The organism is Tenacibaculum skagerrakense (genome assembly GCF_004345825.1).
GTDB lineage: Bacteria > Bacteroidota > Bacteroidia > Flavobacteriales > Flavobacteriaceae > Polaribacter > Polaribacter skagerrakensis.
Map to the genome: position 1 here is coordinate 265,020 of NZ_SLXM01000003.1, position 19,863 is coordinate 284,882.

Sequence of the window (19,863 nt, forward strand, 5' to 3'; positions counted from 1 at the left end):
CATGAAAATAGCTACGCTAATTTTAGCTGCTGGATCTTCTTCACGCATGGGAGAATCTAAACAATTACTCGCTCTAGGAAACACAACATTACTCGGAAAAGTAATTGAAAATGTTATTCAAATTCCAAATAACCATGTTTTTTGTGTACTTGGTGCTAATGCAACTACGGTGAAAGAATCTATTCAAAATTATTCTATAGCTACCATTTTAAATAATGATTATGAGAAAGGTTTATCAACAAGTATCACTTGCGGAATTGGTGTTATTTCAAAATTAGCATTTGATGCTGTTATTATTGTATTAGGGGATCAACCAAATGTTTCCTCTGAATATTTAAAACACTTAATAGAAATTGGACATAAGAAAAAGAATCATATTATAACTTCAAACTATCATGGTAGAAATGGTGTTCCTGCCCTATTCCCTAAAAAATACTTTAAAAATTTAGTAGAATTAGAAGGAGATAATGGTGCATCAAAACTTCTAAACAGTAATGATTTTCCTATTTTTACAATGAAAGATGATGTTGATTTGTTTGATGTAGATACAATAACAGATTACAATAAATTGATTACAAAGAAATTATGATTTCAGTAACTAAAGCAATAAAACTTATTGAAAATACTTCTGATAAAATGCCAGCTAAAAAAAAGCCTATAGAAAAGGTTTTAGGAGCTGTTTTAGCAGAAGATATAATATCTCCTATAAATATGCCGCCGTTTAAACAATCTTCTATGGATGGATATGCTTTTATTCATTCTGAGAATACTGAGTTTAAAATAAAAGGAGAAGTTCCGGCTGGAAGCTCAGAAAATTTTGAAATAAGTGTAAACAAAGCAATCAGAATATTTACTGGTTCTCGAATTCCTAATGATGCCGATACCGTTGTAATGCAAGAACATACCACTCGTAAAGGTAATCAACTCATCATAAATAAAATACCAGAAAAAGGCGCAAATGTTCGTCCTATTGGTAATCAAATACAAAAAGGAGAAATCGCATTAAAAAAAGGTACTTTGTTAAATGAAGCTGCCATTGGTTTTTTAGCTGGATTAGGAATTCCTGAGGTTAATGTTTATAAAAAACCTAGAGTTAGTATTTTAGTAACAGGAAACGAATTACAAGAGGTTGGAAATCAACTACAAGAAGGCCAAGTATATGATAGTAATTCAATTACGTTAAAACTAGCTTTAAAACGATTAGGAATTAACAAAGTAACTACAGCTAAAGTAAAAGATACGTACAAAGCAACTTATAAAGCAATTAGTAAACATCTTAAAAAATCAGACATCATCTTAATTTCTGGTGGAATTTCGGTTGGTGATTATGATTTTGTTCAAAAAGCACTGATTGATAATGATGTAAATGAAATTTTTTATAAAGTAAATCAAAAACCTGGGAAACCTCTGTGGTTTGGCTCAAAAGAAAACACTAAAGTTTTTGCATTACCAGGAAATCCTGCTTCTAGTTTAAGCTGTTTTTATGTATATGTACTTCCTTTAGTAAGAACATCTTTAGGAGTAGAAAATCCTTATTTACCTAAAAGTACTGCAGTAGCTACTTCTGATATTAAAAATATACATGGTAAGACCTTATTTTTAAAAGGAAATGTAGAAAATGGTGAAGCAACATTATTAGATGGACAAGCTTCTTCCATGTTGAAATCTTTCGCAATTTGTAATGCTTTATTAGTCGTACCTGATGATGTAACTTTGATAAAAAAAGGAGAAATTATCGAATATATAAAATTGAATTAATGGAATTTCTTCAAACGAATATTCTCGTTCTATTTTTAATCGTTTTAGCCATTGTAGCTTTTTTATATGCAAGTGTCGGACATGGGGGTGCTAGCGGATATTTGGCCTTAATGGCTTTGTTTGCATTTCCAACTATAGTAATGAAACCAACAGCTTTGTTACTGAACATTTTTGTTTCGGGAATTTCATTTTGGTTTTTTAGAAAGAATGACCATTTCAAGTGGAAACTCTTTTATCCATTTGCCATTTCATCAATTCCTATGGCATTTGTTGGCGGCTATATTTCTGTAAATGCTACACTCTATAAACAAATTTTAGGTGTTTTTTTAATAGTTGCTATTTTACGAATGTTAAATGTTTTTGGAAAAGAATTGACAATTATAAAAGAGAATAATCTAGTACTTTCATTATTAATTGGAGCTTTTATAGGCTTGTTTTCTGGTATGATAGGAATTGGTGGAGGAATCATTTTAAGTCCTGTAATCCTTCTCTTAGGTTGGGGAACCATGAAACAAGCAGCAGCAGTATCGGCTTTATTTATTTTTGTGAATTCTATTGCAGGAATTATTGGTTTTCATTTTAAAGGAGGAGTAATTCCTAGCGAAGCGTGGTATTTTATTCCAGTAGCCATTATTGGTGGAAGTTTAGGAGCCTTGTATGGAAGTCAGAAATTTAATGTTACGGTTTTAAAATATGTATTAGCGGGAGTTTTAACAATTGCTTCTGTGAAATTATTTTTAATTTAGATGTATGGAAGTTAAATATTTCGGAGAAATAGCAGAAAGAACAAATACAACATCACAACATATTTCATTAGAAAAGAAAAGTTTATTCAAACTACTATCTTTTCTTAAAGATACTTATGGTATCGAATCAAATGATATTCATATAGCTGTAAATCATAACTTAGTATCAAAAGAAACTGATTTAGAGTTTAAGGAAACAGATGAAATAGCTATACTATCTCCTTTTGCAGGCGGATAGTTTTTAATATAACCAAGATAATCAACCAAAATAATAAACACATTAGTTCATAACTAATTGTTGAATCAACATAAATGAGCAAAAAGAAATCAGTATTTATTCAGGGAGAAATTACCTCAGATTTTATAGCAAATGCGATAGCAAAACACCAAACTAAAACTGAAATTGGTGCACACAATATATTTTTAGGCCAAGTAAGGAAAGATATTGTTGATGATAAGACAGTAGCTGCAATTGAATTTTCACGCTATGAAGAAATGGCAAATGAAAAATTGCATACAATAAGAGAGGAAACTTTTGAAAAGTATAATCTTACTTGCATGCACATTTATCATAGTTTAGGAACTGTACAAACAGGCGGTGTTTGTTTTTTTGTATTTGTATCAGCTCCTCACCGACCTCAAGTATATGAAGCAACTGAATATATTGTAAACAGAGTTAAAAGTGAAGTTCCTATTTTTGGTAAAGAGTTATTTGAAGAAGGAACTCATCAATGGAAAAAGAATATATAATGGTTGATATCACGCATAAATCAAATACGTTAAGAATTGCTACGGCTCAAGCTATTGTAAAAGTAAGTAGTGAGAAAACAATAACCGCAATTCAAAATGGCACCGTTCCTAAAGGAGATGTTTTTTCAATGAGTAAAGCAGCTGGTTTATTAGCTGTAAAAAAAACACCTGAGCTCCTACCCGATTGTCACCCAATGCCAATAGAGTTTACTGGAGTTGCATATGAAATTTATGAATTGAGTATACAAATAAAAGTTACGGTAAAAACTATCTATAAAACGGGCGTTGAAGTTGAGGCAATGCATGGTGCAAGTGTTGTAGCGCTAAACATGTATGACATGTTAAAACCTATTGATAAAGGTGTAGAGATTGAAAATATTAAGTTACTAGAAAAAAAAGGAGGAAAAAGTTCATACCCGATTGCTGATGCTTCAGGTATTAATGCTGCTGTTATTGTTTGCTCTGATTCCATTTCACAAGGAGTTGGAAAAGATACATCTGGAGAAGTGATTAAAAATAAGCTTGCTCAATTTCAAATAACTACTAATGAAAGCATAATTATTCCTGATGATATTTCCAGTATTCAAAATACTGTTAAAGAATTAGTTAAAACAAATAATCTTATCATTATTACTGGAGGAACCGGTATTTCTCCAAAAGATGTTACTCCAGAAGCTGTTCTTCCACTTATAGAAAAACGTTTGTCTGGAGTTGAAGAGACTATTCGAAGATACGGACAAGATAGAATGCCTTTTGCCATGTTGTCAAGAAGTGTTGTAGGAACATTTCAAAATAGTATCATAATGGCATTGCCTGGATCAAGTAAAGGTGTGGCTGAATCGTTAGACGCTGTTTTACCGCATTTATTTCATAGTTTTAAAGTACTAACTGGAGCGAGACATTAATTAATGCAAGAATCATCAAACATATTAACAGATAGTTTTGGAAGACATCATAGCTATTTACGCATTTCACTAACTGAAAAGTGTAATCTAAGATGTACGTATTGCATGCCTGAAAATGGCGTTGTTTTAAGTCCAAAAAAGCAATTAATGACAACACAAGAAGTTATGGATATTGCACAGTTATTTGTTAAAAATGGAGTAACTAAAATCAGACTTACAGGCGGTGAACCCTTGTTACGAAAAGATTTTCCAGAAATTATAACAGCTTTATCTAAATTACCAGTTCATTTATCGTTAACTACCAATGCTATTTTAGTTGATAGACATATTGAAACGTTTAAAAAAAGCAATCTAAAAGCGATAAATGTTAGTTTAGATACCTTAATTCCTGCTAAGTTTAATACCATAACCAAAAGGGATCAATTCAACAAAGCCTATGATAATATTAAGCTACTTCTTAATCATAATTTTAATGTGAAACTAAATGTTGTTTTGATTAAAGGATTTAATGATGATGAGATAATTGACTTTATAAATTTTACTAAAAACGAACATATTACAGTTCGTTTTATCGAGTTTATGCCTTTTGATGGGAATAATTGGGATACCTGTAAAATAGTATCTTACAAAGATATTTTAGACAAAGTTGAAGAATATTATTTACCTTCTAATGTTACCATGTTGACTAATGAAAAGAATTTTACAGCTCGAAATTTTAAAATAAAAGGCTTTACAGGAACTTTTGGAATTATTAGTACCGTAACCAATCCTTTTTGTGATAGTTGTAATAGAATTCGTTTAACAGCCAATGGAAAATTAAAAAACTGTTTGTTTTCTACTACAGAAACAGATTTGTTAACTCCGTTTAGAGAAAACCAACAAATTGAACCAATTATTCAAGCAGCTATTCAAAAAAAGAAGGCAGTTCGTTCTGGCATGACTTCAATTAATGATTTTAAAAACCTTACGAATCATGATAATCGCAGTATGATTACTATTGGAGGTTAAATTATAAAGTTTTGTATTAGATAGCACATAATTTTTCTGCAGCAGCCAACAAAGTTTCATCTGTTTTTGCGAAACAAAACCTAAGCATGTGTTTATCTGTAGCATCTTCATAAAATACAGAAATAGGAATAGCAGCTACACCATGCTTCGTAATTAATTCTTTGGCAAATTCTGTATCATTCTTCTTACTTATTTCTCCATAGTTTACTACCTGAAAATAGGTGCCTTCAGAAGGTAGTATTTCAAATTTACTTTCTCTTAAAGCATCTTGAAAAAGTGTTCTCTTCTTTGCATACATCTTTGATATTTCATCAAAATCAACCACATTCAAATATTCTGAAATTACATGTTGCGAAATACTATTTACACTAAACACTAAAAATTGATGTACTTTTTTAATCTCTTTCATCAAGTGTTTAGGTGCAATTAAATAACCTACTTTCCAACCTGTTACATGTAATGATTTTCCGAAGGAAGAAGCTATAATGGCTTTTTCTCTTAATTTTGGGCGAGTGTTTACTGAAATATGCTGGTGTTTAAATGAAATGTATTCATACACCTCATCACTTAACAAAACTATTTGAGAATGCTTATCTAGAATCGTTTCTAAGTTTTGATAATCCTCTTCACTCCAAATTTTACCAGTTGGATTGTGCGGATTATTTACAACAATCATTTTAGTTTTATGACTAATAGCCTCTTCAATTCTATTGAAATTCGGAGAATAATCATCATTTAAAGAAACGCGTACAGGATTCCCTCCTGCTACCAAAACAGATGGCTCGTAACTATCATAACTTGGATCTAAAATGATAACCTCATCACCACTTTTAATCAGTGTGTTAATCGTAGTAAAAATTCCTTGTGTTGCTCCAGTGGTAATTAATAATTCAGAAGCTGAATCTATAATTCTTTGGTAATTTTTATAAGTTAAAGTGGTAATTTTCTCCAACAAAGAAGGTAAACCAACCATTGGAGTATACTGATGAATATTCTCAATTAATAATCGATTAGTTATTTCTAGTAACCTCCCATCTACTGGAAAATTTGGAAAACCTTGTGATAAGTTAATCGCCTTATGCTCATTAGCCAATTGCGACATTACAGAAAAAATACTTGCAGAAGTGTTCGGTAGTTTAGACATATTTGGTATAAAATCTTGATATACGAAAATAGGATTTTGATTCTAAAAACTACGCCTTATTGATTTGAACGCTACTATTTTTTTAATCTAATGTATTTCAAAACGTTAACATTTCTTTCACGAATATAAAGTCTTATAATTTTTAAATTTGAAAGAAACAATCTAATCATGAGAAAACTAATACTTACGCTAATCATAGGGTTATTCTACCTACCTATTATTGCTAATAACTCACTTACTAAAAACTTTACTACAGGTAATCCTGAAATTGGTTCTATAAATACAATGACCTTTGGACCAAAAGGAATATTATTTTTAGGTGATAGCAAAAACTCTCAAATAGTTGCTATTGATATGAGTACTGCTAAAAAAGCAGTTAACGAAAAACTTTACATTGAAGATATTGAAGCACTTTTAACGCAACTTTTAGGAGCTGATAGCGACCAATTACAAATTATTGATTTGGTTGTAAATCCAGCAAATCAAAATACTTATGTAGCAGCTCAACACAGTTCTGGAAAATCGTTTTTATTTTTAGTAAATAATAACACCTTAGAGAATATTCCGCTTAACCAAGTTTCTTTTTCTAAAGTAAATGTTCAAAACGTTGTAAAGGCAGATGCTAAAGATAAAAGAGGAAAGCCTTTGCGAAAATTAGCTATTACAGATATTCAATATGCTAATGGCCAGTTAATGGTTTCTGGTTTAAATAATGCTGAGTTTGCTTCTACTTTTAGAGCAATTCCTTTTCCATTCACTGATAAACAACAAGACAGTTCTTTAGAGATTTATCATGCTGCGCATGGACAATATGAAACGCATGCTCCTATTAAAACCTTTATGACTACTACAATTAACAATCAACCACATATTATTGCTAGTTATACATGTACTCCTTTAGTTGTTTTTCCAATGAATAGTTTAACTCCGGGTTCTCATACAAAAGGTAGAACAGTAGCAGAGTTAGGAAACTGGAATACTCCTTTAGATATAATTGAAATGTCGAAAGATGGTGAACGTTATCTATTAATGGCAAACTCTAACAGAGCATTAATGAAGTTTAAAGTTTCTGATATTGAGTCTTTCAGTAGTTCACTAACAACTAGAGTAAAAGAACGTGCAGGAACAGATGGTGTTAATTTTATAAACTTACCTTTCGTGAATGTGCAACAATTAGATAAGCTTAATGATAAAGAGTTTGTTTTTATTCAACGAGAAGCAAATGGTAAACTATCATTAAAAACTAGTAACAATCGTTGGTTATAATTAAAGCATAACATTTTGAAGCATTTATTGCTTATACTATTAATAATATCAACTTTGGAGATGTCTTCTCAATCTCCAAAGTTTTCTTTTACAAAAGAGTTTGTACAGGTTACAACTACTAGTTCAAGCAAAGAACTTAACGTTTATAAAGGAGCTTATAAAAGCACTGCTGAAGTTTCAAATAAAAAAGCTTTACTAGGAAGTATCTCAAGAACTGATAAATCGATAAGATTTACTCCACTACTAGCTTTTCAGGTAAATGAAATGTATACGGCTGTTTTCGAAAATGAAATTTTTGTTTTCAAGATACCTCTAAATCCTAATTATAAACAATTACAAATAGTAGATGTATATCCTAGAACTGCTACTTTACCTTCTAATTTTTTGAAATGGTATGTCGAATTTTCTAAGCCTGTAAACGCTACTAACATTTACAATCATATTTCATTAATCAATAATAAAACAGGTAAAAAAGTTGATAGAGCTTTATTACCATTAGAAACTCCTTTGCTTTCTGAAGATGGTAAACTTCTAACATTATGGATTGAACCTGGCCGACAAAAAAGAGATTTAGGTCCTAATAAACGACTCGGAGAAGTTTTACAAAATGGAGAATCTTATACGTTGCTCATTTCTAATAGCTTAAAAGATATTGAAGGAATTTCTATGAATGCTGATTTTAATTATTCTTTTGAAGTGATTGAAAATGATAGAGAAAGTCCGGATATCACAAAATGGAAACTTGAACTTCCCAAAGCTAATACCCAAAATTCGCTTGTAATCAATTTAAATGATACCTTAGATTATGGAAGTCTATACAATAATGTAGTTATCGTCGATGAAAAAGGAAAACAGATTCAAGGAGTTTTCTCTATTAGCACGAATGAAGAAAGAATTGTTTTCACTCCTGATAATAACTGGAAAAGAACTTACTACACTATTCATTGTAATAAATTAATAGAAGATGTGGCTGGAAATAATTTAGAACGTTTATTTGATAGAGATGTTCGAAAAGAAGTAAAAACACCAATTTTAGAACTTTCTTTTTCTCTAAATTAACATATTGAATACAAACATGTATCAAATAAAAAATACGATTACAGTAGATAGTAATCGTATTTTTTTATCAGTTATTTAATGGATTTTATTTACTCTCCTTTAAAAACATCATTTAATAATTGTTGTAAGCTTTCCCAAGATTTTTGATCTGCTTCAGCATTATATGCTAGTGGTAAATTAAACTTTTTACCATTTTCATCTGCTTCTTTAGATGTAAAACTATGTGTAGCGCCAGGGTAAGCGATGTACTCGTACTTTTTCCCTAAAGAATCTAATGCCGATGTAAATGCCTTAACCGATTCTAGACTTACAAACGGATCTTCAGCACCATTACAAACTAATACTCTGGCTTTTAAATCCTCATTAGGCATTACAGGAAGTTGTACTCCACTATGAAAAGCAGCAACAGCAGCCAAATCTTGTCCGCTATTAGCCATAGTTAAAGCCACACTACCTCCAAAACAATATCCAATAGCAGCAATTTTTCCAGCATCAACAGATTCGTGTTTTTTTAATAAATCCACAGCCGCATTAAATCTAGCTTTTGCTACAGGTAAATTAGACATTACATTTTTAGCAAATTTTCCAGCGTCATCAGGATGTCCTGCTTGTTTTCCATCACCGTACATATCAATAGCAATTGCTGTATATCCTAATTCAGCAAGCATATCAGCACGTTTTCTAACGTAGTCATTATGTCCCCACCATTCGTGTACAATAATTATTCCTGGACGCTTTCCTTTATTATTTTCATCAAAAGCTATGTACCCTTTCATTTTTGTAGAGTCTGTTGCATAAGTAACTTCTTCTCCTTTAACCTTTACAGGTAAGTCTTCAACAACAGGTTTTTCTTCGGTTTTAGAAGCTTTTTCTGTTTTACAAGAAAATACAAATGCTAACGTACAAATGAGTACTAAGATTGTTTTTAATAGTTTCATTATGGTTAATTTTATATGAAAGATAAAGATACTAATTGTAAGGAACACATTCAATAATTATTACTAATCCTAGGAGTAATTAATCGCTAATTAATGATTTCTATAGATTATAAAAACATTAGTTAAGAAAGTACTAGTATATTTGTTTGAAAACAAAAAAACTATTTAAACTTATAAAAATGATAAAGAAGTTATTGTATGCGGTTATCTTGTTTTGTATTAGTTTTATGAGCTTCGGACAAGATTTGTTACAATCTGGACCAATGGTTGGTTATTCAACTATGAAAGAGGCTTTACTTTGGGTACAAACAACGAAAGCTGCTGAAGTACATTTCGTATATTTTGATAAAGCTAATCCTAAAAAGCGATTTAAGACTGAAAAATATACAACTGAAAAAAAATATGGATATGTAGCCCGATTAATTGCTGATGAAATTTCACCTGGAAAAAAATATACATATGAAGTGTATATTGATGGAAGAAAAGTGAAAAGAGACTATCCCATGGAGTTTCAATCACAAACATTATGGCAATGGAGAACTGACCCTCCTGAAGTAAATTTCGCGGTGGGAAGTTGTAATTATGTTAACGAGCCAGAGTTCGATAGACCAGGAAAACCATATGGTAGTGAATATGAAATTTTCCAGTCAATACATTCAAAAAGACCAGACTTTATGCTATGGTTAGGTGATAATACCTATTTACGAGAAATAGATTGGAATTCTAGAACAGGTTTTTTACATAGATACACACACACACGTTCTTTACCTGAATTACAACCATTATTGGCTTCAACACATCATTATGCTATTTGGGATGATCATGATTACGGTCCTAATGATTCTGATGGTAGTTATTGGTTAAAGAAAACAGCCTCAGAAGTTTTTAAACTTTTCTGGGGAAATCCTAATTATGATGTGATTGATAAAGGCGGAATTACAGGCTTTTTTCAATGGGCAGATTTAGATTTCTTTTTATTAGACAACCGCTATTACAGAACCGCTAATAATAATCACACTGTAGAACGACAAATGTTAGGGAAAGACCAAATTGATTGGTTAATAAATACGCTGTCTTCTAGTAGAGCTCCATTTAAGTTTATTGCTATTGGTAGTCAGTTCATAAGTTCTGAAGCTATGTATGAGAATAATGCTACTTATCAGAATGAACGTAATTATGTAATTCAAAAAATACGTGAAGCTAAAATAGAAGGAGTCGTTTTTCTAGATGGAGACAGGCATCATACTGTGTTAAGTAAGATACAAGAGAATGATAGAGTACCTCCTATTTACGATCTTACTTGTTCGTCTTTAACTGCTGGTGCACATGCTAGTAAAGAAGAATCAAATGTTTATAAATTAGAAGAAACTTTAGTAGGACAACATAATTTTGGAATGTTAAAAGTGAGTGGCCCACGAAAAGAACGTGTACTTACCATTCAAATTGTAGATAAAGATGGTAAGGAATTATGGACTAAAAATATTAAAGCCAACGACTTAAAATATAAGAGACGATAAGAATCAAAAAAAGCGAACCAAAACAGGTTCGCTTTTTTAATTATAGCTGTTCTACTTTTCCATTATGAAATACTCGGTAATACTTTTCTCCTTCAATTAATAATCCTTCCGATTTTCGATTAGGCCAACTATTTATATAGTCTTTAGGATGTACAACATCAATAGCATATACTTTCCCTTTATATAGTTTTTTTACTTTCGATTGTAATGTATGACCTACTACAATACTTTTCGCTTTAAAATTATTGAGCCCCTTCTCTACTTCATCTTGTGTTAATTCATTTTTAAAATATCCACGATACCAACAAACTCCTTTTTTATTAGAAGTAATTAACTGTTCTACTGTTTTTTTAGGCTTAGGAAAATACGGTTTGAAATAATGTTTTCTATTAATCGCATTTATTTCATCTATTGAAATACTTGTTTTTGCAATTTCAGGATGAATTCCTCCGTGTGTAAATAATGTTCCATTGATACGTTCTATACTATTTTTACTAGCTAACCACCTACCTAAAAAAGAGTTATTATTATATAATTGATACGGTAGTTTACCTAAAATACTGGCTATGGCATAATATTTTTTTTCTGATGATTTATATTGTCCTTGTAAATTATATAACTCATGATTTCCAATTATAAAATGAACATTTCCGCCATGTTGCTTAGCTTTTTGTTCAAGCATGTATATAAACCATAATACTTGAGTTGTAGAGTTTCCTCTATCTACAAAATCGCCCACTAATACTAAATGGTTGTCATTAAATATCCATTCAAGTTTTTCATTAATTACATTGTTTCTGATTAAAAAATCTCTGAACGTTTTAAAACCACTTTCTATATCGGAAATAGCAAGTACTTTTTTTCCTGTGTTATACGTTGATTTAGGCGGCTTTATAGTATGATTTAATTCAAATTTAAAGCTCGAACTATCTAATGGAAAATAACAACTTAAAGAGGTCTTCTTTTTAATATTACATGAATCTGATTTCACAAAAAAACCATTTGTTCTAGTTCCTTTTAAATAATTGATGCTTACAATGCTATCATTTTCATAAAATACATATGGTCCTTCATTATCCAATGCATATGCAATAGGATTTTGACCATAATTTAAAGATCCGTTTAAATAATGTAATGTTGACGCTCCTGTAATTAACAATAATAATAACGTTACAATTACATGTTTTAAGTATCTAACTACTCTTTTTTTCATTTGATTAGGTTTAATTTCATTCAAATGTATAATGGATGAAAAAAGACAAGAAATTATTGTGACAAAAGCAATAGCAATGATGTTAAATGTAAGAAAATCCATTAAAAAAGCAGAAAGTAAATGTTCATCATCAGTATTCATCTGTTTATCACTAAAACTTTAATTACAATGAATAAATCATTACTTTTCGTCAATGTTAAATCTGTTTAATACATATAAAAAAACAATTGTTTTTATTGTAGGAGTTTCTATTGTTATTCCATTAATGTATTTAAGTTATAGTATAGTAATAACTAATAAAAACTCCGTTAGAATTAATGTAGGAGCTAACTCTATATTTGAAGTTTTAGTTTTAATTTACTACCTATTACTAGTTGTTGTTTTATCTGGCTATTTTATTTATTGGCTTATAGCTAATATTAGATTTTTAATGAATCTTAAAAACGAGAAAAAGAAAACAGAATTACTACATCTACAATCTCAAGTGAATCCTCATTTTTTCTTTAATATGCTAAACAACTTATATGGTTTGGTAGATAGTGATCGTGAAAAGGCTAAACGATTAATTCTTCAGCTTTCCGATATGATGCGTTATAGTATATATGAAGGACAAAAAGAGTTGGTAACTTTAGAACAGGAAATAGATTTTATTCAAAGCTTTTTAGAGTTACATAAAATGCGTTATCATAAAAAGATTCATATTAATTTCAACGTGGATGTTCAGAGTTTAAATCTAAAATTAACCCCGTTACTGTTCATTATTTTAGTTGAAAACGCGTTTAAACATGGTGTAGAAGTATTGCGTGATAATGCCTATGTTACTATTAATTTGACAGAAAAAAACCACATCATAAAATTTTGTATTGAGAATAATTTCGACACTGAGTTAAAAACGGAAAATGGTATTGGTTTATTCAACTTAAAAAGAAGATTAGAACTAATTTATCCAAAAAAGCACGAGTTTACTGAACGTATTACTAATGATGTGTACACAACCAAATTATTACTAAAGCTATGATAAAATATATAATTATCGATGATGAATCTGTAGCACATGATATTATTAGAGGATATTGTGATGCTTTACCCAATTTTTCATTAGTGCAGAGTTGTTATGATGCTATTGAAGCTTTAGAATGTATTAGAAATAATAAAGTTGATTTAGTATTTCTGGATTTAAATATGCCTAAATTAAAAGGTTTTGATTTTTTAAAAACTCTTCAACATCCTCCTAAAGTAATTGTGACTACGGCATATCAAGAACATGCTTTAGAAGGATATGAACTGAATATTGTTGACTATTTATTAAAACCTTTTGGATTTGATCGTTTTTTAAAAGCTGTTAATAAAATTGATATCAAAGTCAACTTAGAAAATGAACAAGAAGAACGCAAGCATTCTGATAGCTTCTTTGTTAAATCGAATAAAAAACTCATTCAAATTAACTTTGATGAAATCCTATTTATTGAAGCAACAGGAAACTACTGTAAAATAATTACTTCTAATGAAGAAATACAAGTACGCGAAAAAATCTCTGATTTTTTAGAACGTCTTTCAACAAACAATTTCTACCAAGTTCATAAATCATTTATAGTTTCAAAGAAACATATTAAGGCAATAGAAGGAAATAGAATTAGTATTGAAGATTATATTGTACCTATTGGAAAAATGTATAAAAACGCATTAACTAAATTGTTGTAATTATGGAGATTGATATTCATTTTAAATCGTATTTAGTTGATATTATTAAGGATGATTCTCTTGTAGAATTTATACCTGAAATTGCAGCTTCTTTTCAAACAAAAACTCTTAAAAGAAACTATTACTTAGTTAAACAGGGCAATATTTGTGAGCATTTTTGCTATTTACACAAAGGTGTTTTACAGCATACTATCGAAGTAAATGAAGAAGAAAAAACTACCTACTTAGCACTTAAAAACTCAAGTACTTCTTCCTTAAAAAGCTTTTTAAATAATACGCCTTCAAATAAAAGTATAAGAGCTTTAAGTGATTGTGAGCTTAAAGTTATAGATAATAATAATTTTCAGCGTTTAATGAAAAATAACAGTGCTTTTCATAGGTTTTATTATAATTTACTTGAAAATCAAATTTTTAAAATTGATGATTATAGAGTTGATTTACTAACGAACTCTCCAGAACAGCGATATGCTAAATTGCTGAAACAAGAACCTGATTTATTACAAAAAGTACCGGTAAAATATTTAGCTTCTTTTTTAGGAATTTCTTCTAGACACATGAGTAGGATTAGAAAAAATATAAAATAAAGATTTCTTTTTTTTTGAGTTTTCAAATAAACTTATGATGAAAAATTAACTTACAACAACTTATATCACTCTTATTAATAAATGAATTTTTATTCTAATTACTGTGACCTATAACAACATTGCGTGTCATATTTTTTAGAAAAGTTAAAATTTTATTAATTAAATTAAAATTCATCATGAAAAAATTAATGTTTGGGGCAATCTTAATAGGAAGTCTTACATCGTATTCACAAGATTTACCAGAAAACCCAGAACCAGGAAAGTGTTATGTTCGTTGTAAAACTCCAGAAGTTTGGAAAAACGAAGATGTAACCATTGAAATAGCTCCCGCTTATAAAAAAATAGTAACCTACCCTGCTCAGTATAAAACCGTAACGGAAAGAGTTATTGTAAAAGAAGCTGGGCAACGTCTAGAAGTAGTTCCTGCAGTATGGGAAAACAAAGAAGTAAGTTACACAGCAAAAGAAGAAGCTAATAGATTAAGAGTAATCAATGCTACTTTTAGACCAGATGAAGAAACCATAGAAACAAAGGCAGCTTCAGCACGTTGGGAAATGAGCGAAAAAGCTCCAGATTGTGAGTCTAGTGATCCAAATGATTGTAGATACTGGTGTTATAAACCAACTCCTGCGAGTTTCGTAACAATTCCTATCACTAAATTAAATAGCGACGCTGATACAGAAAAAGTAGCTGTTCCTGGGTATCAAAAGACGTATACTAAAAGAGTAATGGTAAAACCACCTACAACTCGTACAGTAGAAATTCCGGCTGTTTATAAAGAAATTACAAAAACTGTTTTAGTAAAAGATGCTTATAAAGAAGAAGTTACTATTCCTGCTAAATATAAAAACGTAACTAAGGAAGTACTTGTTAATAAAGGAGGGTTAACAACATGGAAAGAAGTTGAGTGTGAATTATTAACATATAATCCATTACCAATAAACTGGAATTTAGGAAGTGCTACTCTTACTTCTGCTGCTAAAAGATTAATTGATTCAAGATTATTACCAGTATTAAAAGATGGGGTTCAGGTTGAATTAGCTTCACATACAGATTCAAGAGGTTCTAAAGCTGCTAACTTAGATTTATCTGAAAGAAGAGCACAAGCTGTAGCAAATTATTTAATTTCAAAAGGAGTTAATGATAGCCAATTAGTAGCTAAAGGTTATGGAGAATCTAGATTAAAGAATAGATGTTCAGACGGTATTACTTGTACAGAAGCTGAGCATAGAGTAAATAGAAGAACGGAGTTTAGAGTAATCAATCAAAAATAATTAGTGAGCTCTAAAATGTCATAAAAAAACCGTTGTTTTAACAACGGTTTTTTTATTTGATATAATTTTCAAAAAAAGGATAATAATATTCGGTTAAAATTAGTCCTTTTTTAACTCCTAAAATCTTTTGCTTATGGTTTAAAACCAATAAAGTTGGATAAGATGAAACCTTAAATTTTTTAGCCAATTTTTTATTTAATTCTAGCCTTTCTTTTGTAACCAAATCTTGGTTAAAAGGAATGTCTGCTTCATATAATATAAAATAGTTATCAGAAAAATGTTTAAATTTTTCAGTACTAAAAAGCTCTTGATCTAACTTTTTACATGGCCCACACCAATCGGAACCTTTGAAATATACTAACAATGGTTTCTTTTCTTTTTTTGATAGTTGTAAAGCATCTTTATAAGTTAAAGACCAAATACTTTTTTTAGCAATTGAATCAATACTTTCTTGAGCTATCAATAAATTAGTAAAGACAAAAAACGTTAGTAATACTATTTTTCTCATATAGCTAATATTAGAGATTTTAAAGTAACAAAAATAATACCAAATGACATAACACTTTATAAGTATATAAAATTGGTAATCAAATCAAATCGTCATTTAACTCTTACTGAACTTATATTCTTAATAGTATTAACATAATATTCTGTAAAAGTATATTGAATAAAAACATATTTCTAAAAGTCATTAATATTAATTACATTGGTAAACTAAACGCAAAAAACATAATTGTTTATACATAATTTTCCCCAATGAACAGATTAAACAATCATTTTTTGAAGTTTATTCTTTGCTTTAGTTATTTGTTTTTATACTATTCTTCAAGTTTTGGTTTAAATACATTCAATGATAATCAAGGTAAAATAAATCTTCATAATAGTTCTATTACTGATGATTCTGAAATCTTATTGAATTCGGGATGGGAATTTTATTGGAATAAATTTATAGCTCCTGAAGAATTTACTATAACAACAATTCCAGACACAATTGTAGAAACAAAAAGCTGGACAAACTTTTCTCTAAAAAACAAGAAACTTCCTACTTTTGGGTATGCAACCTACAGACTTCAGTTTTCGTTGCCATTAGACAGACCTAGTATTTCTATTTTTATTCCTGCTGCCTATTCGTCTTCAAAAACATGGATAAATGGAAAGTTAATAGCTGAAATCGGAAAAATAGGTACTACAAAATCTACTACTTTACATAGAAGATTTTCGCAAACAATTCCTTTAGATATCCATGAATCAAACTTTGAAATCGTAATTCAAGTAGCTAATTTTTATCACACAAAAGCAGGAATGGATAAACCTTTACGACTAGGAAAAACAACTTATTTAAACAGTAAAGGAAGAAAAAAAATAATAGCAGACATGCTCTTTATTGGCTGCTTAGGGTTTATAGGAATCTTTTTTCTATTGTTTTTCTTTTTTTATTGGAATAAAGATAAAGCTATATTACACTTAGGATTTGCCTGTCTTTGTTTGTCCTATATGGCATTAAGTAGTCGTTATGCACCTTTTACTGATTTATTTCCTACTATAAGTTGGGCATTTATAACTAAAATAGAATATATCTCTCTGTTTTATGCAGGAACTGCTGCTAGTTTATTTTTTGATAAAATCTTTAAAGGTTATTCTCATAAATTGTATCCTAAATTATTACGCTATTCATTCTATCTATTAGCGTTTTTAGTAATTGTACTTCCTGCTCCCTATTTTACAAAGTTTGTAGTTCCTTTTTTGGTATTTATGATTATTAATATTCTGTATGTATTCTTCATCATTGCTAAATCTATAAAGGAAAAAAAACATGATTCCATATTATTACTAGTAAGTATGTTATTAGGAACCATTGTCTTTTTCTTACACATATTCGTTTTTCTTGGAAAAATAGAAAACACTATTATTTATGTGAATTTTGGTTATATAATAGTGTTTTTGTTATTGTCAATGCTTTTAATGTATCGTTTCTCTACTTCATTTAAACAATTGGCAACATCAAGAGAATTAGCCATAAACCAAGGACTAGAGATTTCTTTACAATCCAAAGAACTGACTAAAGTAAATACAGAACTGAAAGAAAATTTAAAGCAGTTAGAGAGTTACAATGCCGAATTGGATAGTTTTAATCATATTGTTTCTCACGACCTAAAAGCTCCTTTAGTTGCTATGCATACGCTAATTACATTTATTGAAGAAGACTTAGAGTTGGTAATGGATGATAATGCTAAAAAACACTTTGATTTGTTGAAAAACAGAGTTACTAAAATGGATGCATTGATTAATGGTCTTTTAGAATATTCTAAAGTTGCTAAAGGAAACAAATCTAAAGAACTATTCAGCTTAAATGGTTTGTTAAAAGACGTAATAGATATACTTAATCACTCTAAACAAAATATAATAACCATACCAGACGAAGATATTCAAGTGTATGCTAATAAAATTGAATTAGAGCATGTGTTTCAAAATCTTATAAGCAATGCAATTAAGTATAATGATAAGGAAAAAACCATCATTGAAATTACAGCCTTAATTACGGATAATGAATACCTATTTTCGGTAAGTGATAATGGTCCTGGTATTGATAGTAAGTATCATTCTAAAATATTTGAAATGTTTAGTAGATTAGATAAAGACGACGAAAACAGTACTGGAATTGGTCTAACTATTGTCCAAAAGCTTGTTTCTCAAAACAACGGTTTTATCTCTGTTGAATCTGAAAAAGGACAAGGCACTACAATTAAGTTTAGTTGGAAAATTTAATGCAATTCAACTCTTATAATACCTCAATAGATTTGATTAATAGTTGAAAACTCTCATCTTTTTTATTACTAATTAAAACAGCAATTTCATGAATTGTATTCGAGTTGAAGTTTTCAATATTGAGTTTATTTCCTCGAAAAGAAGGATAAAAATCAGAAAGAGGTAGTTCAATAGTTTCCCAGTCAATCGATGTAATAAAACTCTGCACGTACCAATATCTTTGATTTCTTTGTGATTTTAATCTAAACTGATATTTCTTGTTATCTCCTTTTACTTTTAATACTATCTTTTTAGAATTATTATTCAGTTCAATATGAATAGGCAATCTAACCATTGCAAAACCTCCATTGTTTTCGGTTGACACATTTCCATGAAATTTTCCATTCCCGTTTTCATCTAAAGAGATTTTGGAGTTAGAAATACCTCCCATAACATCATCATTGGTAATATACCATTGATTGACATCACTTGATTTGGAAAACGAGTAAATTATAGATTTACTTTGCATCATTACTAAAATAAACAGAAGGCTTATAAAGTACTTCATACTAAAGCTTCAAACTAACAATACCTGCGTCAATAGGAAATACTTGTCCTGAAATTGCAGTAGAAGCATCTGACAATAAATAAGAAGCTAAACTCGCCACTTCATCTGCTTTTAAATATTTTTTTAAAGGATGGCGGTTTTCCATATTTTCTTTCAGCTTTTCATTTCTCAATAACTTTTCCGCTAAAGAAGTATCCGTTACTGTTGGAGCTATACAATTAAAACGAACTTTTGTTGCAAATTCTCCGGCTAACGATTTTGTTAAACCTTCAACAGCCGATTTACTGGCAGCGACACTTGCATGAAACGGCATTCCTAGTTTTGTTGCTACAGTACTAAATAACACTACACTTGCATCATTATTTTTTAATTGATTAATATACTTTTGAATCACTTTTACCGCACCAATTACGTTAATTTCAAAATCATTTCTAAAATCGTCTAACGAAAGTCTGTTAACTGGCTTTAAATTAATGCTTCCAGGACAATACACCAATCCATGAATATCTTCATTTAAATCAGGTAATTCATCTTTTGTAATGTCTACAGAATAATGAGTTATATTTGGATGTGAATCCACTTCACTCCTACTAAAATTAATGATTTTATGAGTGTCTTTTAATTGATTAACAATAGCATTTCCAATTCCTTTACTACCTCCTACTACAAGAATGGTTTTCATATTAT

At 29.8% G+C, this 19,863-nt stretch carries 21 protein-coding genes; 15 read left to right on the forward strand and 6 right to left on the reverse strand.

All coding sequences use genetic code 11. From position 1 onward, the window contains the following. The first annotated feature begins 1 nt into the window (after position 1). The 7 genes from EV195_RS07285 (at position 2) to moaA (ending at position 5,167) form a co-directional block, all read left to right on the forward strand. Positions 2 to 589, forward strand: coding sequence for a nucleotidyltransferase family protein (locus EV195_RS07285; RefSeq protein ID WP_165915700.1), 588 nt, complete (start codon positions 2 to 4; stop codon positions 587 to 589). Next, the gene (locus tag EV195_RS07290; RefSeq protein ID WP_132794275.1) at positions 586 to 1,758 is read left to right on the forward strand and encodes a molybdopterin molybdotransferase MoeA; all 1,173 of its coding nucleotides are present in this window, start codon (positions 586 to 588) and stop codon (positions 1,756 to 1,758) included. Before EV195_RS07285 ends, EV195_RS07290 begins: the two co-directional genes overlap by 4 nt. Beyond that, on the forward strand, positions 1,758 to 2,504 hold the full coding sequence (locus EV195_RS07295) for a sulfite exporter TauE/SafE family protein (RefSeq protein ID WP_132794276.1): 747 nt from the start codon (positions 1,758 to 1,760) through the stop codon (positions 2,502 to 2,504). The genes EV195_RS07290 and EV195_RS07295 overlap by 1 nt, the downstream gene beginning before the upstream one ends. 4 nt (positions 2,505 to 2,508) lie before the next feature. Then, on the forward strand, positions 2,509 to 2,742 hold the full coding sequence (locus tag EV195_RS07300) for a MoaD/ThiS family protein (RefSeq protein WP_132794277.1): 234 nt from the start codon (positions 2,509 to 2,511) through the stop codon (positions 2,740 to 2,742). Positions 2,743 to 2,816: 74 nt separating this feature from the next. After that, the gene (locus EV195_RS07305) at positions 2,817 to 3,254 is read left to right on the forward strand and encodes a molybdenum cofactor biosynthesis protein MoaE (RefSeq protein ID WP_132794278.1); all 438 of its coding nucleotides are present in this window, start codon (positions 2,817 to 2,819) and stop codon (positions 3,252 to 3,254) included. After that, positions 3,254 to 4,159 (forward strand): bifunctional molybdenum cofactor biosynthesis protein MoaC/MoaB, encoded by a 906-nt coding sequence (moaCB, locus tag EV195_RS07310; RefSeq protein ID WP_132794357.1) that lies wholly within the window; start codon positions 3,254 to 3,256, stop codon positions 4,157 to 4,159. The genes EV195_RS07305 and moaCB overlap by 1 nt, the downstream gene beginning before the upstream one ends. Before the next feature lie 3 nt (positions 4,160 to 4,162). Continuing rightward, positions 4,163 to 5,167: a GTP 3',8-cyclase MoaA gene (gene moaA / locus EV195_RS07315; protein WP_132794279.1), complete on the forward strand. Its 1,005-nt coding sequence runs from the start codon at positions 4,163 to 4,165 to the stop codon at positions 5,165 to 5,167. Positions 5,168 to 5,183: 16 nt separating this feature from the next. On the opposite strand, the gene EV195_RS07320 is transcribed toward moaA, so the two are convergent. After that, complete coding sequence (locus EV195_RS07320) at positions 5,184 to 6,311, reverse strand: methionine aminotransferase (protein WP_132794280.1); 1,128 nt, start codon at positions 6,309 to 6,311, stop codon at positions 5,184 to 5,186. A 168-nt stretch (positions 6,312 to 6,479) separates the two neighbouring features. Here EV195_RS07320 and EV195_RS07325 point away from each other — a divergent pair, with 168 nt between their 5' ends. Together EV195_RS07325 and EV195_RS07330 are read left to right on the forward strand one after the other, a co-directional pair. Beyond that, positions 6,480 to 7,577: a hypothetical protein gene (locus EV195_RS07325; protein ID WP_132794281.1), complete on the forward strand. Its 1,098-nt coding sequence runs from the start codon at positions 6,480 to 6,482 to the stop codon at positions 7,575 to 7,577. Positions 7,578 to 7,637: 60 nt separating this feature from the next. Next, a complete protein-coding gene (locus tag EV195_RS07330; RefSeq protein WP_132794282.1) occupies positions 7,638 to 8,636 on the forward strand; it encodes an Ig-like domain-containing protein in 999 nt (332 codons plus the stop codon). An 89-nt stretch (positions 8,637 to 8,725) separates the two neighbouring features. Here EV195_RS07330 and EV195_RS07335 read toward each other — a convergent pair whose 3' ends face one another. After that, positions 8,726 to 9,574: a dienelactone hydrolase family protein gene (locus tag EV195_RS07335; protein ID WP_132794283.1), complete on the reverse strand. Its 849-nt coding sequence runs from the start codon at positions 9,572 to 9,574 to the stop codon at positions 8,726 to 8,728. A gap of 179 nt (positions 9,575 to 9,753) precedes the next feature. On the opposite strand from EV195_RS07335, the gene EV195_RS07340 reads away from it, so the two are divergent. Further along, positions 9,754 to 11,091: an alkaline phosphatase D family protein gene (locus EV195_RS07340; protein WP_132794284.1), complete on the forward strand. Its 1,338-nt coding sequence runs from the start codon at positions 9,754 to 9,756 to the stop codon at positions 11,089 to 11,091. Between the two features lie 40 nt (positions 11,092 to 11,131). Here the strand turns inward: EV195_RS07340 and EV195_RS07345 are convergent, their stop codons facing one another. Beyond that, positions 11,132 to 12,304 (reverse strand): metallophosphoesterase, encoded by a 1,173-nt coding sequence (locus tag EV195_RS07345; RefSeq protein WP_132794285.1) that lies wholly within the window; start codon positions 12,302 to 12,304, stop codon positions 11,132 to 11,134. 193 nt (positions 12,305 to 12,497) lie between these two features. Between EV195_RS07345 and EV195_RS07350 the strand changes: the two genes are divergently transcribed. The 4 genes from EV195_RS07350 (at position 12,498) to EV195_RS07365 (ending at position 15,863) form a co-directional block, all read left to right on the forward strand. After that, positions 12,498 to 13,322, forward strand: coding sequence for a sensor histidine kinase (locus tag EV195_RS07350; protein WP_132794286.1), 825 nt, complete (start codon positions 12,498 to 12,500; stop codon positions 13,320 to 13,322). After that, positions 13,319 to 14,005: a LytR/AlgR family response regulator transcription factor gene (locus tag EV195_RS07355; RefSeq protein ID WP_132794287.1), complete on the forward strand. Its 687-nt coding sequence runs from the start codon at positions 13,319 to 13,321 to the stop codon at positions 14,003 to 14,005. The genes EV195_RS07350 and EV195_RS07355 overlap by 4 nt, the downstream gene beginning before the upstream one ends. 2 nt (positions 14,006 to 14,007) lie before the next feature. Next, positions 14,008 to 14,589, forward strand: coding sequence for a Crp/Fnr family transcriptional regulator (locus EV195_RS07360; protein ID WP_132794288.1), 582 nt, complete (start codon positions 14,008 to 14,010; stop codon positions 14,587 to 14,589). Positions 14,590 to 14,765: 176 nt separating this feature from the next. Next, entirely contained in the window at positions 14,766 to 15,863 is a 1,098-nt protein-coding gene (locus EV195_RS07365) for an OmpA family protein (RefSeq protein WP_132794289.1), read from the forward strand. Between the two features lie 52 nt (positions 15,864 to 15,915). Here EV195_RS07365 and EV195_RS07370 read toward each other — a convergent pair whose 3' ends face one another. Continuing rightward, on the reverse strand, positions 15,916 to 16,371 hold the full coding sequence (locus EV195_RS07370; protein WP_132794290.1) for a thioredoxin family protein: 456 nt from the start codon (positions 16,369 to 16,371) through the stop codon (positions 15,916 to 15,918). Positions 16,372 to 16,619: 248 nt separating this feature from the next. On the opposite strand from EV195_RS07370, the gene EV195_RS07375 reads away from it, so the two are divergent. Beyond that, complete coding sequence (locus EV195_RS07375) at positions 16,620 to 18,629, forward strand: sensor histidine kinase (protein ID WP_132794291.1); 2,010 nt, start codon at positions 16,620 to 16,622, stop codon at positions 18,627 to 18,629. 13 nt (positions 18,630 to 18,642) lie between these two features. On the opposite strand, the gene EV195_RS07380 is transcribed toward EV195_RS07375, so the two are convergent. Then, the gene (locus EV195_RS07380) at positions 18,643 to 19,176 is read right to left on the reverse strand and encodes a CIA30 family protein (protein ID WP_243693087.1); all 534 of its coding nucleotides are present in this window, start codon (positions 19,174 to 19,176) and stop codon (positions 18,643 to 18,645) included. Position 19,177: 1 nt separating this feature from the next. Beyond that, entirely contained in the window at positions 19,178 to 19,858 is a 681-nt protein-coding gene (locus tag EV195_RS07385; protein ID WP_132794292.1) for an SDR family NAD(P)-dependent oxidoreductase, read from the reverse strand. Between the last annotated feature and the right edge of the window lie 5 nt (positions 19,859 to 19,863).